Here is a 17372-nt window from a genome sequence, read left to right as displayed (position 1 = left end):
CTGCTTTGTGTGCTCCGGCGGCCATTGGCTCGCTCTCCCTTTAACCGGCTCGCTGTACGTTCGGTGATAGCGGGCCTACCGAGCCATGAGGCACTCGGTCGGGCAGAAAAAGCATGCCCGATTCGACCTCATTGGCACGGTCTCCCTTTAACAGGCTCGCTGCACGTTCAGTGATAGCGGGCCTACCGAGCCATGAGGCACTCAGTCGGGCAGAAAAACCATGCCCGATTCGACCTCATTGGCACGGTCTCCCTTTAACAGGCTCGCTGCACGTTCAGTGATAGCGGGCCGAGGCCAGTGTTCAGTCACAAGTCCTTCTGTTATAGAGTTTATATTTCCTCTGCAAGACTGTCTGCGTCTATCAAGGTGGCCGGTACTCTCGGCAAGGTTGGCGAGCCTTTGCCAGTAGGCCTTCCGGGCAACAAGCGCAACCGTAAAGCATCTTAGGCTCGATAACGTCTTCACAAAGGGTATTGCTTCTCTATTCAAGTATTATTATCCTGCCGGAACGCCTGATATACCGTGGCCACGTTTTTGAAGTAGTCTTGCAAATAATTGATGCACACCTGAACCTTCAGCGGCAGCTTATCCTTTTGGGTATAGACCGCATATACCGGGCGGGGATCGGAAAGATAACGGTTAAACAAAATTTCGACGTTGCCCTGCTTGATTTCATCCAGCACCCACATTATCGGTACATAAGCGATGCCGGCGCCGGCGGTGAGCCAGCGGACCAGGGTTTGGGAATCGTTAGTGGCGAAACGGCCCTGCGGCGCAAGATGCAGGGTAATGCCTTCCGGTGCGATAAGCTCAAATTCGCTGTCCGGCCTGACGTCGTATTCCAGCCAGGAAAAATTCACCATGTCGCCGGGCTTTTCCGGCGTTCCGTGGGCGGCGAGATAGCTTTTGGCGGCGCACACCACCATCGGCATGGCGCCGAGCCGTTTTGAAAACAGGCTGGAATCATGGAGCGCCCCGACCCGTATCACCAAATCAAGTCCGTCGGCAATGATATCCGGCGCCGGGATGCCGGTGACCAGATTAACCGATAAACCGGGATACTCTTTCAGCATGTCGGCGGTCATGGTGGCCAGGACATTGTGCGCCATGGTGGATGAACTGCCGATGCGAAGCGTGCCTATGGGCGTATTATTGAAGGCATAAAGCTGCTCATGCACCTCGTTAAACTCAATCAGCATGCGGCGGCAACCTTGGTAATAAATCTTGCCGGCCTCCGTCAGGCCGATACTGCGGGTGCTGCGGTTCATCAATTTCACCTGCAGCTCGCTTTCCAGCTTGGCCACGGTCTGGCTGACGGACGACACGCTCATTTGCAGCTGTCTGGCGGCGGCGGTAAAAGATCCCCCCTCCACCACCTTGGCAAACACCTGCATACGATTAAGTCTTTCCATTATTAACTCTGAGTTAAAAGTGATTTAGATCACATAAAGTTGAAAACCCTTTACCTTAGGGACTATTATATACCTGTCGGTTCATCAGATCGCACTGCGGCATCCCTGTACGTTCATTACTTTTATGAGCTTTTAATAAACAGTTACATTTGGGATGCGTTGTTGCCCCTCTGTCGCAACCTATTAAGGCCGTTTAAGTCTATTTAAAATATCCATCGGTAAATTTCCTGCTTTTGACTAACCTTGTGTAGTGCGGGTGAAAAGTCCCGTGGCACGGGTTTTTGCCCATGGCAGGTCAAGATGCGGTCGGACCTCCGGAGTCAATCAAAAGGAAAGGTTAAGGAAAAAGTAATGGGTTTGCTCCCGGTTATGGTGATATTCGGCCTGTCGTTTCCGCCGGTATTTTTTGAACTACTGGTGTCGATGGCGCTGTTTTTTGTGTTGCGCCGACTGCTACAGCCCACGGGTATATATGATTTTGTCTGGCATCCCGCCCTGTTCAATACCGCGTTGTACTGCTGCACGTACTACTTGATTTCTTGTCTTTTCGTCTGAGGCCGCTGTGAAAACTGTTGTAACAAAAATAATCAGAATCGCGATTACGCTTGTATTGGTCCTGATCGCTGCCATCGCCATTTTCCGTGCTTGGGTGTTTTATACCGAGTCGCCCTGGACCAGAGACGCTAAATTTACCGCCGATGTGGTGGCGATAGCCCCGGATGTCAGCGGGCTGCTCACCGACGTTAGGGTTACCGATAATCAACTGGTGCAGAAAGGGCAGGTTCTGTTTGTGGTGGATCAGCCGCGTTATCAGCAGGCATTGGACGAAGCGCAGGCCGACGTGGATTATTATCAGGCGCTGGCGGCAGAGAAGCGCCGCGAAGCGGGGCGGCGGGTGCGATTGGGTACCAATGCCATGTCGCAGGAGTTAATTGATCAGTCCAATAACGACTTCACCACCGTAAGCCATCAACTGGCCAAAGCGGTCGCCGCACGGGATCTGGCGAAGATCGATTTGGATCGCACCACTATTCGCGCGCCGGCGGAGGGGTGGATCACCAATCTGAATGTTCATACCGGTGAATTTATTACCCGCGGTACGGTGTCGGTGGCGCTGGTGAAACGAAACTCGTTTTACCTGTTGGCCTATTTGGAAGAGACCAAGCTTGAAAGGGTGCGTCCGGGGTATCGGGCGGAAATTACCCCCTTGGGCAGTAACGTGGTGTTTTACGGCACCGTCGACAGCATTGCCGCCGGGGTGACTAACACCAACGCCGCAGCGGACAGTAAAGGGTTGGCCACGGTGGATTCCAACCTTGAGTGGGTGCGCCTGGCACAGCGTGTGCCGGTGAAAATACGCCTTGATGAGCAGCAAGGAGATCTCTACCCCACAGGCACCACCGCGACGGTGGTGATAACCGGCACTAAGGACCGCCGTCCCGCCACGTTATCGCCGATGATGCAATTGATACGTCGTCTTCGGGAATTCGGCTAAGCGAAGGGTTAATAACCATGCTTTATCCTATTTTCATACGCTGCCGATTCGCGATTAAATTGACCTTCGCCGTGCTGCTGGCGCTGTTTCTCGGGTTTCATTTCCAATTGGTGACCCCGCGCTGGTCGGCGTTGACCGCGGCCATCGTCGCGGGAGGACCGGCCTTCGCCGCCGGCGGCGAACCGTTTGCCGGCGCTATTAAATATCGCGGCATGCTGCGTATCGTCGGGACCTTTATCGGCTGCATCGGCGCGCTGGTGATTATCACCACCACCATCCGGGCACCGGTGGTCATGTTATTACTGAGCTGCATCTGGGCGGGGCTCTGCACCTGGTATTCTTCCCTGGTACGGGTACAAAACTCCTATGCCTTGGCGCTGTCCGGCTACACCGCGCTGATTATCATTGTCGGCATCCAGACCGCACCCCTGACGGCGCCGCAACTCGCTATCGAACGTTGCAGCGAGATAGTGCTGGGCATCATCTGCGCTATCCTGGCGGACATATTGTTCTCCCCCCGGTCCATCAAGCAGGATATTGATCGGGCGGTGGATCAGCTGCTGCTGGATCAATATCAATTGCTTTTGCTGTGCCTTAATAACGCGCCGAGAGAGGATATCGATAAATCCTGGGGCGAACTGGTGAAGCGGACCACCGCCCTGGACGGCATGCGCAGTAATCTGATGATGGAGTCCTCCCATTGGACGCGCTGTAACCGGCGCCTGAGGGCCATTAACACCCTGTCTCTGACGCTGATTACCCAGGCCTGCGAGACCTTCCTGATTTTGCAAACCCACCCTGAATTCGTCAACACCCAATTGCTGCTGTTGTTTAACGAGCCGGTGGTGACGGTGGCGGATATTCATAAGCGCATGAAGCTGATGCGTCAGGTGATTGCCGATGCCCCTGCCAGACGGACCCCGCATACGCTATATACCTGGGTCGGCACCGCCACGCGTTTCCTGCTGTTGCTGAAAGGGGTTAAAAACAATACCCGCATCAGCGGAATAGAAGAGCAGATCCTGGAGGATCAGATTATTGTCACCGCGCCGTCGGCGGAACATCATCATGCGATGATCAATGGTTTGCGAACCGCTGTCGCCACCGCGATAGGCTTTCTGTTCTGGTTATGGACCGGCTGGTCATCGGGCAGCGGCGCTGTGGTGATGATTACGGTTATCACCGCCCTGGCGATGCGGGCGCCTAATCCGATGATGGTATGTAAAGATTTGCTTTACGGCATGACGGCGGCGCTGCCGGTCGGCGCTGTTTTTTATATGTATATCATGCCGGCGACTCAGCAAAGCCTGCTGCTGCTGTTTATTTCCCTGGGGGTATTGACGTTTATTGTCGGTTTCGCGGTACAAAAACAAGTGCTGGGGTCCATCGGCCTGATGGCGGGTACGCTCACGGTTATCGGCCTGTCCAATCCCATGTCGTTTTCCATAAACGGTTTTCTCGACGGCGCCCTGGGCCAAATCATCGGCTGTGCGCTGGCGACGCTGGTGGTGATGTTGATTCGGGACAGTTCCAAAGCCCGCATCGGCCGGGTGTTGCTGAACCGGTTCGTGTTTGGCGCGGTATCGGCGCTCTCCACCAATAAAGCCCGGCGCAGGGAAAATCATTTACCGGCGCTGTACCAGCAACTGTTTCAATTATTAACGTTGTTTCCCAGCGATATCGCCAAATATCGCCTGGCGTTGATGCTGATTATTTCCCACCAGCGTCTGCGCATGGTGGATATTCCGGTGAATGCGGATTTGTCGGCGTATCACCGCCAGATTCGCGCCACCGCCGATCGGGTGATAAACGCCCGTAATGAAATTCGCCGCGGCGAGCATTTCAGCCGTCTGTTGGAAGAGTTGGGGATTTATCGGCAAAAGCTGTTGGAGTACGACGCGCCCGCCACCGTCATCGAACCGGTGGAACGACTGACCGATACGCTGTTGCGTTACCGGCATGCCCTGAGCGGCTAAACGCCGCTCCCCTATCTCCGTCGTGCATCTATACTTACTCCAACAGACGGGAGGATTCCATGCACGAAAATTCATCTATTCAGGATCACATCCTGTTTAACACCGGCTACCTGGTTAATGGCGAGTGGCATCTCGGCAAAGAGACGTTTGACGTGCTTAATCCGGCCACCGGCGAGGTCATTGCCAAAGTGGCCAAAAGCGGCAAAACCGAAACACAGGCCGCCATCGCCTCCGCAAGCGCCGCTTTTCCCGGCTGGCGGGCCAAAACCGCCAAAGAACGGTCTGAAATTTTGTATCGCTGGTACGGTTTGATCATGGAAAATCAGTCTTACCTGGCAAAGCTGATGACCGCCGAACAGGGTAAACCGGTAAAAGAGGCCGTGGGTGAAGTCGCCTATGCCGCCAGTTTTATCCAGTGGTTCGCCGAACAGGCCAAACGCGCCAATGGCGAGATTATTCCTCCCGCCAAGGCACATTCCCGTATTTTTGCCACGCGTGAGCCGGTAGGGGTGGTGGCGGCCATCACGCCGTGGAATTTTCCCCTGGCCATGTTGACCCGTAAATTGGGGCCGGCCCTGGCGGCCGGCTGCACCGCCCTTATCAAACCCGCGAATGATACCCCGCTTTCGGCGTTTGCCTTATTGGCGCTGGCGCACCAGGCCGGCGTGCCCAAGGGGGTGGTGAACGGCGTGGCGGGGGACACCGCCGCCATCAGCGATGCCATCATGGCCAGCTCCGAGGTCCGTAAGATAACCTTTACCGGCTCCACTGCGGTGGGGAAAACCTTGATGCGCCACGCCGCCGACACCATGAAAAAAATTTCCCTGGAACTGGGGGGCAATGCGCCCTATATCGTATTCGACGATGCGGATATCAACGCCGCGGTGGCGGGGGCTATCGCCAATAAATTCCGCAATGCGGGTCAGGTCTGCGTGAGCGTGAACCGCTTCTATATCCAATCGGGAGTGTATGATGAATTTGTCCGCCGCCTGGCGGAGCAAGTGGCAAAGCTCAACGTGGGCAACGGCATGGATGATGGGGTGGTGGTGGGTCCGCTTATCAACCAGGCCGGTGTGAGCAAGGTTCGTGAGCATGTCAGGGATGCGCTGGCCAAAGGGGGACGTGTGGTTACCGGCGGTCAACCCCATGCCCTGGGTGGGAATTTTTATCAGCCGACGGTCATTGCCAATGCCAATGAGCAGATGACGCTGGCCCACGAGGAAACCTTCGGCCCGCTGGCGGCCTGCTTCCGCTTTGATACCGAAGAGGAAGTGATCGAGAGGGCCAATAATACCCCTTTCGGCCTGGCGGCCTATTTTTATACCCAAAACCTGCAACGGGTGTTTCGGGTTTCGGCGGCATTGGAAAGCGGCATGGTGGGCGTAAACGAATGCGCGGTGTCCACTGAACTGGCGCCGTTCGGCGGTGTGAAGGAGTCGGGAATGGGCCGGGAAGGCTCGGTGTTGGGCATGGACGAGTATCTGGAAGTCAAAACGCTGCATATCGGCGGCTTGTAAGGACTCTTTTTGCCACACTTACCGCCGGCACTGTGTGGCATGCTGCCTGGATACCGGGAGAGAGACACTATTGATAATATGCTTTGCGGAGAACGCTAGATGGAGAAAGTATCCTTTGATTTCAACCAGATACCTGACCTTCCGGCTTTTTACCGTGCTTTTGACCATCAGTTCGCTCTGTCGGAACAGGGGGATAGCAACCTGGACGAATTATGGCAAACCGTCACCCACCGTTTGCCCTTACCGGTGGAAATCGAATTTGTTCATCTGCATGGGGCAAAAAAACGCCGTTTCGGCGCGCTGATATTGTTGTTTGATGAGGCGGAAGAGGAATTGGAAGGGCAGCTGCACTTTAATGTACACGGATAAAATGTACACGGATAAAATGTACACGGAAAAATGTGCATGGATAAAATGTGCACGGACAGGCTGCCTCGCGGCAGTTAATCCGCCGCGGCAACCGATCGCAGGTATTGGAAAATCAAGCGTGCGGTTTTCCCCGGTTTGCCGGCCGCCTGTTCTTTCTGCGCGTTACGTACCAGCGAACGCAACTGCTGCCTGTCCGCCTCGGGATAGAGGGCTATCACTTCCGCCACACCGTCGTCACCCAGTTCGATAAGATGATCACGCAGGGTTTCCAGTTTATGGAACAGGGTTATTTGTTGGTTATGCCGGTTTTTCAGCTTATCCAGCGCTTGATGGATGGGTTCAACGTCCCGTGCCCGCAGCATTTTGCCAATCAATTGGATCTGGCGGCGACGGCCCTCTTTTTTGATCCGCTGCGCCAGTTCTATCGCCGCGAGCAGATCGTCGTCCAGGGGGATTTTTTCCAGCCCGTTTTTGCCCAGTTCCACCAGCTCAACCCCAAGTTTTTTCAGTGCCTCGGCGTCGCGTTTGATTTCACTTTTGCTGACCCAGACCACCTCATCTTCGTTTTCATCGGGTTGTGCGTCTGGCTGCTCGTCGAGCCAGTCGTCCGGTTGTTTGCTCATCATGTGGTTCCTCAAAAAGAGGCTCATCCTAACAGGTTGCCGAGGATCTTCAATGCCCTTATTTTACGCTATACCCTAAATAATTCGAGTTGCAGGTGCGTTGGCAATACTCGGCCCTTCCATGGGCCTCGCCCCTGCGGGGCCGCTGCAAGCAGCGTTCAAATCTGCTCCAGGCAGATTTGTCCTCGCTCACCCCAGTCACTTACTCAAGTAAGCTCCTGGGGATTCGCTGCGTTGCCGCCTTCCTACAACTCGAATTATTTAGGGTACATACACCATCATACCCTTAATGAAGCGTCATGCTTTTGCTTTTGTTTACAGTTGTTGAGGCCACCACCCCTGTCGCACACCGTGCCAAATGCTTTGCGGACTGATAGACTTATCCTTAATAGATGACCTTGGCTACAGGCCGGTGGATATCACAATCCGACTCTGCTTGCCTTGCGGTAGAGTCACCCTCCTGCGGATAACCCTATAAACCTGGCGGATCAATGAAATTAGTCACTCAAGTCGCAGAACAGCGAAAATTACTGGAAAACGCGGTTGCACAAGCGCTGGAGCTGGCAGGCGCCGGCTCGGACGCGGCGGAGGTCGCGGTGACCAAAACCACCGGTATCGGTGTCAGTACGCGTTATGGCGAAGTGGAAAACGTCGAATTCAACAGTGACGGGGCATTGGGCATTACCGTTTACTATCAGCAGCGAAAAGGCAGCGCTTCCTCCACCGATTTGAGTCCGGACGCCATTGCGCGTACCGTCGGCGCCGCGCTGGATATCGCCCGTTACACCTCTCCTGACCCGTTCGCCGGACCGGCGGATAAAGAATTGCTGGCCTTCGATGCCCCTGAGCTGGATTTGTTCCATCCCGCCGAACTGGATGCCGAACGTGGCGCGGAGCTGGCGTCGCGGGCCGAGATGACCGCCCTGAAGGCCGATAAGCGGATTACCAATACCGAAGGCGGCAACTTTAATAGCCACTACAGCACCAAAGTTTACGGCAACAGCCACGGTATGCTGCGCAGCTACAACAGTAGCCGCCATTCTATCTCCAGCAGCGTGATTGCGGAAAGCGGCGGCAACATGGAACGTAATTATGCCTATACCATCAGCCGGGTGTTTGACGACATGCGCAGCCCGGAATGGGTGGGTGAAGAGTGCGCGCGCCGCACCCTGGAACATCTTAATCCACGCAAACTGGACACCATGCAGGCACCGGTGCTGTTTGCCGCCGAGGTGGCCACCGGGCTGTTCGGCCATCTGGTGGGGGCCATCAGCGGCGGCAGCGTTTATCGTAAAGCCACGTTCCTGCTCAACGACCTGGGCAAATCCGTTTTGCCCGATTGGATGACCATTGAAGAATATCCCCATCTGCCGAGAGGGCTGGCGTCCTCTCCCTTCGACAGTGAAGGCGTGCGTACCGAGGATCGCACCATTGTCAAAGACGGCGTTTTGCAAACCTGGTTATTGAGCAGCTATTCGGCGCGCAAACTGGGTATGAAGACAACCGGCCACGCCGGGGGGATACATAACTGGCGCATCGCCGGCCGGGGCCTGGATTTCGCGGCATTGATCAAGCAAATGGATCGGGGTCTGGTAGTGACTGAACTCATGGGCCAAGGCGTCAGCGCCATAACCGGCGATTACTCCCGCGGGGCCGCCGGTTTTTGGGTCGAACACGGTGAAATCCAGTATCCGGTGAGTGAAATCACCATCGCCGGAAATTTGCGGGACATGCTGCGCAATATCGTTACTGTGGGTGATGATATCGAGACCCGAAGCAATATACAGTGTGGCTCGATATTATTGCCGATGATGAAAATCGCGGGTCAATAAAAGGTCAGTAATAATGAAAATAAAAACTGTAGCAATGCTGTCGTTAACCCTGCTTATGTCAAGTCCGCTGGTGGCACAGGCCCGCGCGCTCGCCGATGATATGGACGCCCTGGCGGCCAATTACAGCGCGGTGATGAAAACCGACGATCTGGCCACTCTGCAACATGCGCTGGGCGGCATGCATGACGCGGCCCTGGACGCGCGCAACGGCACGCCGCCCAAGCTTAAAGGGCAACCGGCCGACAGCGCGCAGATGAAAGACTTTCGCCAGGGCATCACCCATCTCCTCGGTCAGATAGAGCAGGCGCAGGCCCTGGCGCAAAAAGGGGATATCAAGCAGGCCAAAGTGGTGGCGGCGGACTTTAAACAAACTGAAAAAGAAAATCACGCTAAATTCCGTTAATTACCCGCATGCCGTCCACCGTTACCCTTTGGGGCAACGGTGGATAAAGCCCCGGTCATTGCATAACGCCTGATTGCTACCGTCACCGCCCGCCAAGCGATCTTCGATGATGTTGTTTTCTGCGCTACCGCCAACTAAACCGTCATAAAACTGCCGGCAACGTTTATAACCCCTGCCAGGCCAGCATATACAGCGTCATCCTGACGGAGTCCTGATAGGGATGTTCGCAGGACCGATCGCTAAGAGTGGCATGGAGATGCAGCAATAAATGGCTAAACCGGTCGGCATCGGTCAGGATCATCTTGATTCGCGCGGTCGCTTTCGTGCGGAACAATCTTTTGGCCAGCTTCCTGTCGGATAAAAAGGCCAGATACTGAATATTTCCCGCTTCAGGCAGGCTCACCAGGGAGTTGATTTCATTGCTCCTCATACTCCCCTCTTTCAGCCTGCCGATAAGCTTTGGAAAATCGTCTTTAAAGACCGGATTGACAAACAGCTCGTCTTCCCCGACGGGGTCTTTATCCGTTGAACGGCTGACGGAGGCGGTATTTTCCTCCAGAGGGATCTCTTTACAGCCGTAATGGCAATATTGTGCCAGATAATGGCTATGCGGCCCCTTCGGCTGGCGGAACCGGACATTAAACCATATCCGCTTCAGCGGATCGGATTTCTGGGCTATCAAGGCGGTGGTGAAGGGATCGAAGGATGCGCCCCATATCCGGCGGTAGCCATCCCCTGTGTGGCTGTCCAACAGGGCCAGTAGTTTCTCCAGGTTGTTATTGAAGAGAGACCAGGCCCGGTATTGCGGGTTCGGGCCGGCATCGGAGATGTGAAGCGCGGCAAACAATGCATCCCGTAGCGCCGAATGCTCCCTTTTCGACGCCAATTCCCTCACAATCGCGTCACAATGAGCAAGGGCTTTACCCATGGCGTTTGCCTGCGGCGAATAGCGCGGGTCAAGGGCGATTTCCTGTTCGGAGAGCCCGTAATAAATGATTTTTTTCAAGCCGGAATAAACCAGTTTTTTTTCCGCTGCCAGGGCCAACAGGCTAGACGTATTTTCTGATAACCGGAAGCCTTGCCGATAGCTGAGGCGGGAATCGGTCGCGTTTATCACTGTTTCCGAGGCTAACGGGTTTTCCTTTGGAATAGGCTCCTTGGGAATAGGCGCACTAACGCTGCCGGGAATATAAAAGAATCTTCTCTTTTTATTGTCTAACTTTATTCTTAATTCGACATTATTATCACCCCGCAATAAAAATACTCTTTCAGCAGGCCCCTTATTCATTTCAAAATAATGATTATTCATCGTTAAATACTCGATACCATCGGCGTCCTGCACGATACCCATGCTATTAACCGGTGTGATATCGGTGACGCTTTTGCAAAGGTCATTGAGATTTTTCGTCAGCACTTCATAAAGCCTGATGGAAATATGGCTATAAATTGCCATGGAAACGGCGGTCCGCTCATGATATTTATGACCGGTTAATCGTCCGAATTGCCAATGGTTTTCCGCATTAAGGCATACCGGATAACCGACTTTGCCCCCATGATGAATATCATAGATCTCATAAGCTTTAAGGCGGGTATTAAAGCGCAGCGGCAATATTTTATCAAACATGCGGATCGCCGGGAGATTCTCTCGCCGCTGTCCGTCGGCGAGCCGCAGGGTGATGCTGAAATGCATGTCAATCCTGCCATTGGGCCATCGGCGGTGGGTGCGGACATACCCTTCAGGCATGATCGACAACGCCTCCAAAATCCGGGCTTCTCCCCCGGTGGCGTTCCGGGATATTTTCCCTGCCTGCAGATCATAATTGATAATGGATTGAAATAATGACAGCGCTATTTTAGGACCCGCTGAAAATTGAATGATGCCGTTATCATCGCAGGGCAATATTTCCCCGGCGGCGGATGTCATCAGCGATAAGGCCGACTGAACTGAATCAGGGATAAATGGCGGGTGGGCAGGCGGGGGATGTGGGCTGGAACGGTGTGCTTCCCGCCGCGTAATCGTTATGGACGGCGTCAGGGGCAGAGCATAAAGCCCGTTGATCCAGGGAACCGTTTCGACATTTTTATTCCCCGGCAGGGATCGCCTGAACTGGGGGAGATGCGCCGCATCGGCCAATGTCCTTTCCCTCTGCCGGTGGGCCAATATTTCATAAAGACGCCCGCTGACGTTTTCTTTTTTCTGCCAGATATGTTCCGGATAATCCGCTATGGCTTCCAACCAATGCTCCACCCCCCATCTGCCGAAAATAAAACCGCTGTCCGCCCGGTCCCGCAAGGGGAAATGGTCAAGGATATTTTGCCGCAGGAGGCGGTCCCGGCTTTGCGTGATGATCCATTCCCGCATGTCCGCGCTGTTTGCAAAACGTTGGAACGGCAAATGGGCCCTGGGTAGATAAAGCGACATTCCCGGCAGCCCTTGCGCCTCGATGACCGCGATATCGGTTGCAAGATAGCCGTTGATATCAAAGAGGGATATTTTGACCCGATAGCGGCCGGCGTCGCTGAAACCCAGTGCCTGCATATAGAGGTCAATGTCCTGTGGCGTCAGACGTTTCTTATGGCGGACAAGCGCGTACAACACATTGTGAAACGTCGCCAAGACATGGAATTTATAATTGTCCTGCCAGAAATGGTACAGCTCATGTTGATAAACGTCGGGGAGATCCAGCTTATCCAACAGTTGATCCAGGTCCGACGGCCGTAAGGACAGCGGATTGTGCCGGTACGAATCCGGCGCGCCTCCGTCGTCCCTGTAGAAGCCATAATCATCATCCAGCGCCGCCAGACTGTCTAACTCATCGGTAAAATATGTTCTCAAGCAAAGATCGGTAAGCGTAAGGGGACGAACTTGCATGCTTCCCTGGCCCCGCCCGGCGGACGGGCAAGGGTCGGGACAGGGACGTTCAAAACGCTGTAAATAGCAGCTATCGGGGTTAAGCACAATGCCAAAATGCCGGCTGATGGACTCGGTCATACGCTGCGCCATCATATTGCTTATGGCGGGATAGCGTTGGAGCAAGTGTTGATGAAGCTGGGTAAAAAGCGTCGTCAGCCGGGGGCCGGGATAGTAATCGTTAACGGTGGTGATCTCCGGCGGTACCAATGCCCCGGACGACAGATTCAACTTTGCCGCCCTGACAGGATCAATGCTGACCGTCTCCGGCGACGGCGAAACAGCGAATGACGGCGTTGACGGTGTCCCGCTGACGGCGGGGAAAGGCATCAATGCGAAGAGCAAGCCCCGCTCGAGTGCGTGCAGTACGCGGCCCGCAGGTGCAATAAATGAGGTAAATGAAACATCGCGCAAGGAGGGGGTGGTGCCCGCCGAAAGAGCCGGGGGATGCCGGCCGCGATCCTTAATCGAACTGGCCTTTTTTGCGGGCAAGACCGGTTTTTCGATACCGTAATAGGATTGCGCCAGCCGCTCCATCCCGATCTGCCGATGATAAATGTCCCCGGCCCAAAACCGCGCCAGCGTACGTCCCTCTCTTTGCTCTCTTTTCTCCGCCGCGTTCAAGGCCATGCGGCCGAACGTGTCCGTCGACGGCGCGTCGTCCGCTGCGGAGGCCGCGCATAAGATATGCCAGTATCGGCAGATGCGGCTAAACAGCTGCGCCAACGTCACGGGCAGCTTCAAACCGGCGCGTTTTGGGGGCGGCACGGTATGGCCGGCAAGATAGTATTCACCCAGCAATGCGAGAATACCCAGCCCTAAATAAACGTTCTCCGATGGCTCGCCATACCCCGCCGGGAAAGGGAGACTATCGGCCCCGACCCAATCCTCAATCTGATTTTTAATATAGTTTGCCAAGAGCAGTAATTGTCCGCTATGGGGTAAAAGAGCCTGGGCGTACAAGGGAAATCCGGCCATAAGCACGGCGCCGATATTTTCGCCTCTGCTCCAACTGCGATAAAATGAATGGGCGGCTGTCAGCAAGGAAAAAGGGATGCCTAGGCCGGCTTTATACAATAGGGAAATGGAAAAGCGGTCCGCCTCATAGGAGGTCACTATATTAATCAAATGAACCAGGGTACGTTTAACATCTTCCGTGAGCGGTACCACCGGCTCCGTTATTTGTTCCGGTAGATCGTAATAAATTTCATTATCATAATCTAATCCCTGGGATAGATCTGCACAATCAAAAAATTCCGTTTCAGAATCATTTGCGTAAATATTATAATAATCTTTGTAGCCTTCGGTGATATACATCCATTCCCCCGTAAAATATTTATGAGTTTTGGCGCGATGCTATTCGAGTGGTATTTCACTTAAACACTGTATAAGAGAAGTTAACCCATAATAAAAAACGGAACGCTGGGTTTCCGGCTGATAGTCGGTAAATAACCTTTTATCCCTAAAAATAATAAGAAGAAAATGGCTTGATGTTAATATGGAGTGTTAAATAAACAAGATGAATGGACTAATAATATTGGCTGTATTACCGTCGTTTTTTAACGGAAATGATGCGGAAATTATCGTCATGGCCGCCCAAGGCGTTAAGCCATTGCGGTACTGGACTGCATTCAATGGCAATGATGTCTCATTGAGCGCGGTATTTGCCTTTGACCCTAAGCATAGGTGATAGGAACCTCATATGGTTTGCGGCATAACGGCATCTTGGGTGGGCTGAAAGGGTGGGTTATTTCCAGGATTGTCGAACCTCCATTAGAGGATGAAACGTGCCTGTATTCTTTAATTTCATTGTGTTAGAGAGGGAATCACGTATTGGTTGTTTTTGAGCGAGAGGATTAAATATCAAATTTCATTATAGTTTAAACTTATATTTTAAAAAAGAAATATTATTTTAGTCATTCATCATTAGCTGAACTTTCATGCTGCTTATGGCGGTACGACCAGATGGAAAGTACTTTGAGGGGGCATAACGCGGGTCAGATCACTTTCGTGAAGGTTATTTCCGTTTCAAACTGGAAAAATAGCGGCTACAAACCCGGCAATATTAACGTTAGGGTAAAACATCAATGAAGTGGGATAGGGCAATGGATAATCTGCGTTGATGGAATATCGCTATACCCATTATCTTTCGCGTTGCAACTATGTTGGCTGCAAATTGGGATCTGTTGGGTATATTCATTTCGCTACGAATGATACGGGAGTAAACAGTGGTTGATAAAGCCGTACCCGCGACCGGGGGTAACAATGAGCAGGATCTGTTGTCCGCGGCGCTGACCAAAAAAGTGCTGGCGGGCATTATGGAGATGATGAAAACGCGGAATATTCGGGTCAATGCGGTACAGGAGCAAATGCTGCATTCCCATGTACGGGCAATGGTTCTGCGTTCCCTTACCGGCGAACCGTTACCCGAAGTGGATGAAGGCCTGTTTGATGAAATTTCGTCGGATTCCATGTCAATGGCCAAAAAAGTGGTAAACGACTTGGGTAATTTACCGGTGGAAGAGGCCTATTTATTATCGGTTCATTTTGAAGTGGCGAAAGACAACAACGCTTAATAATGCTGGAGGCATCTTATGGGTCAGGTAACAGTGGTCATCGGCGATCGGTTGGGGAAAGGGCAGAAAGTGGCGCAGGGCATCGAGCAGGCCGGTGGTAAAGCGATTGTCGTGCCCGGCATGGCCGCGGATATGAAGCTGGGCGATGTGATGCAAAAAGAACAGGCGGATTTCGGTATCTCTTTTTGCGGCAGCGGCGGCGCCGGCGCCATTACCGCGCAGAATAAATACGGTTATAAAGCGAAATACGGCATGCGGTCCATTGAAGAGGGCGTCACGGCTATTCAGGAAGGGTGCAAAGTGCTGGGTTTTGGTTTTATGGATAAAGAAGAATTGGGGCGAAAACTGGTTGAAACCTGGCTTAAAAAATACGGCACCGCCTGATGAAAGAGCAGTCGGTCATTAAAGTCAGGGTGGCGGGTAAAAGCGAAACCAAAAACGGTGCGCTGGCCGCCGCGTTGAGCCAGGTTCAGCCGTCGGTAATGAAATCCACCGGGAATGTTTTGCTGCGTATCGAACCGATGCAGGTGGATGTGGTGAGCGCGGAAGAAACTCGAACGGTGGAGAAATTTCTTTTTTTCTTTCTGCCCCGTGAAAAGAGGAGCTACAGCGTGGTGTTGGATATTACGGTCAGCATCATCATGATCGATCCCGAAAAAATCCCTTTTTCTCAGCGTTAATCAGGTGGGTTAATACAAAAGGATAATCCGATGTTTCTCATCATTTTAATCAAGTCACTTATTATCGGCGGGCTGGTGGGGTTCGGCGTGGGCGCCGGAGCGGCCCGCATGTTCCATGCTCCCACCATTCAGGGGATGGGGGCGTTTCGTACCTTGGGAGAGTTGAATTCCTGCGAAGGGGATCCCGCGTCCCATTTTTCCTTCGGCCTGGGATTTTTCTTTAACGCCTGGGCGTCATCGGTGGCCGCCGGTTCTTTTACCCAGGACGTGGACCATCGCATTATTCCCCATTGGGGTGCGGCGGTGCTGATGATAAAAAATCGCCGGCTCGACGAAACCATGCACGACCCGCGGCGTATGGCCATTGCCTGCAGCATCATCGGCATGCTGGTGGTAGCGTTCCTCAATTCCACCGCCTCCGCCGTTCCGGCAGCGCTGCAAGTGACGGCGGTGAAGGTGCTGGTCCCCGCCGCCAATATCCTGGTGAATACCGTGATGCCGGTTATCTTCTGGCTGGCGGCCATCGATGCCGGCAAACGTTCGGGTTTTTGGGCGACAATTTTCGGCGGCTTGGCTCAGCTGATTATGGGCAACGCCGTGCCCGGACTGGTACTGGGGATTCTGATCGGCAAAGGAGTGGAAGAGGGCGGCTGGAACAAGATTACCGGCATCATGATGACGGCTATCGTTGCGCTGTTTGTCCTGAGCGGCTTTTTCCGCGGTTTCGATATGAAAATGTTGCAGTCTTTCAGCCTGGGCGTCCCCGGCTGGCTGGACGCTATACATAACCAGCTGAGCGGTAAATAACCTCGAGGGGATCCTGAAAATGGAACAAGAAAAACGCGGTTTTTGGTATGCCGACTGGTCTTTCCCGATCTTTGTCGGGGTGCTGTCCGCCGGCATTTTCGCCGGTACCCACATGTATTATCTCTACGGCATCGGGGCGTTTAATGAAGTGGCGTTTGTCTCCATGCTGCGCACCGGCATAGATACCGGGGTGTACGGCGCGGTAGCGGCCTTTGGCGCCAGCTTTCTGTTTGCCCGCATTATTGAAGGTTCGCTGGTGGGGATCCTGGATATCGGCGGCGCACTGCAGACCGGCGTGGGACTGGGAGTGCCGGCGCTGTTGCTGGGGGCCGGCATCAAATACCCGCTGCAAAATTTTGCCGCGGCGCTGGCTACCGGCCTGGTGCTGGGGGTGATTATCGGCTGCCTGATTGTCCTGGCGCGGAAGTTCACCATCAACCAGAGCAATTCCACCTACGGGGCGGATGTCATGATGGGCGCGGGTAACGCCTCGGGCCGTTTTCTCGGCCCGCTGATTATCCTGTCCGCCATCACGGCGTCGATCCCCATCGGTTTGGGCTCGCTGCTGGGCGCGCTGCTGTTTTATCTCTGGAACAAGCCCATAACCGGCGGCGCTATCCTGGGGGCGATGATCCTCGGCGCAATCTTACCCATCGCGCTGTAAACCTTCCCCTGGGAAACCGAAACGGACTCAGGGTTATACAAGAGCACAATCGCCCGCCGCCCGGAACATTCGGAGTGGCGTCTATTACCACGTATTGCACGTGCGTT

The 17372-nt window shown here is 53.8% G+C and carries 15 protein-coding genes; 12 read left to right on the top strand and 3 right to left on the bottom strand.

Going from position 1 to position 17372, the window contains the following annotated elements:
- Positions 1–485: 485 nt before the first annotated feature.
- The gene (aaeR, locus tag HB631_RS09565) at positions 486–1412 is read right to left on the bottom strand and encodes an HTH-type transcriptional activator AaeR (protein ID WP_213990906.1); all 927 of its coding nucleotides are present in this window, start codon (positions 1410–1412) and stop codon (positions 486–488) included.
- A gap of 351 nt (positions 1413–1763) precedes the next feature.
- Between aaeR and aaeX the strand changes: the two genes are divergently transcribed.
- The 5 genes from aaeX (at position 1764) to HB631_RS09540 (ending at position 6769) form a co-directional block, all read left to right on the top strand.
- The gene (gene aaeX / locus HB631_RS09560) at positions 1764–1967 is read left to right on the top strand and encodes a p-hydroxybenzoic acid efflux pump operon protein AaeX (protein WP_213990905.1); all 204 of its coding nucleotides are present in this window, start codon (positions 1764–1766) and stop codon (positions 1965–1967) included.
- Positions 1968–1974: 7 nt separating this feature from the next.
- Positions 1975–2907 carry a p-hydroxybenzoic acid efflux pump subunit AaeA gene (aaeA, locus tag HB631_RS09555; RefSeq protein WP_213990904.1) on the top strand — a complete coding sequence of 311 codons (933 nt, stop codon included), beginning with the start codon at positions 1975–1977 and terminating at the stop codon, positions 2905–2907.
- A 17-nt stretch (positions 2908–2924) separates the two neighbouring features.
- Positions 2925–4883 (top strand): p-hydroxybenzoic acid efflux pump subunit AaeB, encoded by a 1959-nt coding sequence (gene aaeB, locus HB631_RS09550; protein ID WP_213990903.1) that lies wholly within the window; start codon positions 2925–2927, stop codon positions 4881–4883.
- Positions 4884–4942: 59 nt separating this feature from the next.
- A complete protein-coding gene (locus tag HB631_RS09545) occupies positions 4943–6400 on the top strand; it encodes an NAD-dependent succinate-semialdehyde dehydrogenase (protein ID WP_213990902.1) in 1458 nt (485 codons plus the stop codon).
- Between the two features lie 99 nt (positions 6401–6499).
- Entirely contained in the window at positions 6500–6769 is a 270-nt protein-coding gene (locus tag HB631_RS09540; protein ID WP_213990901.1) for a hypothetical protein, read from the top strand.
- A gap of 74 nt (positions 6770–6843) precedes the next feature.
- On the opposite strand, the gene yjgA is transcribed toward HB631_RS09540, so the two are convergent.
- Positions 6844–7392: a ribosome biogenesis factor YjgA gene (gene yjgA, locus HB631_RS09535; RefSeq protein WP_213990956.1), complete on the bottom strand. Its 549-nt coding sequence runs from the start codon at positions 7390–7392 to the stop codon at positions 6844–6846.
- Positions 7393–7883: 491 nt separating this feature from the next.
- Between yjgA and pmbA the strand changes: the two genes are divergently transcribed.
- Positions 7884–9224 (top strand): metalloprotease PmbA, encoded by a 1341-nt coding sequence (pmbA, locus tag HB631_RS09530; RefSeq protein ID WP_213990900.1) that lies wholly within the window; start codon positions 7884–7886, stop codon positions 9222–9224.
- A 13-nt stretch (positions 9225–9237) separates the two neighbouring features.
- Entirely contained in the window at positions 9238–9627 is a 390-nt protein-coding gene (gene cybC / locus HB631_RS09525; protein ID WP_213990899.1) for a cytochrome b562, read from the top strand.
- Between the two features lie 163 nt (positions 9628–9790).
- On the opposite strand, the gene HB631_RS09520 is transcribed toward cybC, so the two are convergent.
- The gene (locus HB631_RS09520) at positions 9791–13708 is read right to left on the bottom strand and encodes a DUF6543 domain-containing protein (RefSeq protein ID WP_213990898.1); all 3918 of its coding nucleotides are present in this window, start codon (positions 13706–13708) and stop codon (positions 9791–9793) included.
- A gap of 1106 nt (positions 13709–14814) precedes the next feature.
- On the opposite strand from HB631_RS09520, the gene HB631_RS09515 reads away from it, so the two are divergent.
- From HB631_RS09515 to HB631_RS09495, 5 genes are read left to right on the top strand one after another with little or no spacing between them, the layout of a single operon-like run.
- Positions 14815–15114, top strand: coding sequence for a glycine dehydrogenase (locus HB631_RS09515; RefSeq protein WP_255556912.1), 300 nt, complete (start codon positions 14815–14817; stop codon positions 15112–15114).
- A gap of 18 nt (positions 15115–15132) precedes the next feature.
- Entirely contained in the window at positions 15133–15498 is a 366-nt protein-coding gene (locus HB631_RS09510; protein ID WP_213990897.1) for a glycine-rich SFCGS family protein, read from the top strand.
- Positions 15498–15794, top strand: coding sequence for a DUF4312 family protein (locus HB631_RS09505; RefSeq protein WP_213990896.1), 297 nt, complete (start codon positions 15498–15500; stop codon positions 15792–15794). Before HB631_RS09510 ends, HB631_RS09505 begins: the two co-directional genes overlap by 1 nt.
- Before the next feature lie 30 nt (positions 15795–15824).
- Positions 15825–16601, top strand: coding sequence for a DUF4311 domain-containing protein (locus tag HB631_RS09500; RefSeq protein WP_213990895.1), 777 nt, complete (start codon positions 15825–15827; stop codon positions 16599–16601).
- 19 nt (positions 16602–16620) lie between these two features.
- A complete protein-coding gene (locus HB631_RS09495; protein WP_213990894.1) occupies positions 16621–17265 on the top strand; it encodes a DUF4310 family protein in 645 nt (214 codons plus the stop codon).
- The last annotated feature ends 107 nt before the right edge of the window (positions 17266–17372 follow it).

Source organism: Sodalis sp. dw_96 (assembly GCF_018449575.1).
GTDB lineage: Bacteria > Pseudomonadota > Gammaproteobacteria > Enterobacterales > Enterobacteriaceae > Acerihabitans.
This window is presented reverse-complemented; position numbering and strand designations above follow the sequence as displayed.

What these genes read in the sequence shown, in the direction of transcription:
- HB631_RS09510 (WP_213990897.1), top strand. Translation starts at nt 15,133, where the DNA reads ATGGGTCAGGTAACAGTGGTCATCGGCGATCGGTTGGGGAAAGGGCAG.
- pmbA (WP_213990900.1), top strand. Translation starts at nt 7,884, where the DNA reads ATGAAATTAGTCACTCAAGTCGCAGAACAGCGAAAATTACTGGAAAAC.
- HB631_RS09500 (WP_213990895.1), top strand. Translation starts at nt 15,825, where the DNA reads ATGTTTCTCATCATTTTAATCAAGTCACTTATTATCGGCGGGCTGGTG.
- yjgA (WP_213990956.1), bottom strand. Translation starts at nt 7,392, where the DNA reads ATGAGCAAACAACCGGACGACTGGCTCGACGAGCAGCCAGACGCACAA.
- HB631_RS09540 (WP_213990901.1), top strand. Translation starts at nt 6,500, where the DNA reads ATGGAGAAAGTATCCTTTGATTTCAACCAGATACCTGACCTTCCGGCT.
- HB631_RS09545 (WP_213990902.1), top strand. Translation starts at nt 4,943, where the DNA reads ATGCACGAAAATTCATCTATTCAGGATCACATCCTGTTTAACACCGGC.
- aaeB (WP_213990903.1), top strand. Translation starts at nt 2,925, where the DNA reads ATGCTTTATCCTATTTTCATACGCTGCCGATTCGCGATTAAATTGACC.
- aaeR (WP_213990906.1), bottom strand. Translation starts at nt 1,412, where the DNA reads ATGGAAAGACTTAATCGTATGCAGGTGTTTGCCAAGGTGGTGGAGGGG.
- aaeX (WP_213990905.1), top strand. Translation starts at nt 1,764, where the DNA reads ATGGGTTTGCTCCCGGTTATGGTGATATTCGGCCTGTCGTTTCCGCCG.
- HB631_RS09495 (WP_213990894.1), top strand. Translation starts at nt 16,621, where the DNA reads ATGGAACAAGAAAAACGCGGTTTTTGGTATGCCGACTGGTCTTTCCCG.
- HB631_RS09505 (WP_213990896.1), top strand. Translation starts at nt 15,498, where the DNA reads ATGAAAGAGCAGTCGGTCATTAAAGTCAGGGTGGCGGGTAAAAGCGAA.
- cybC (WP_213990899.1), top strand. Translation starts at nt 9,238, where the DNA reads ATGAAAATAAAAACTGTAGCAATGCTGTCGTTAACCCTGCTTATGTCA.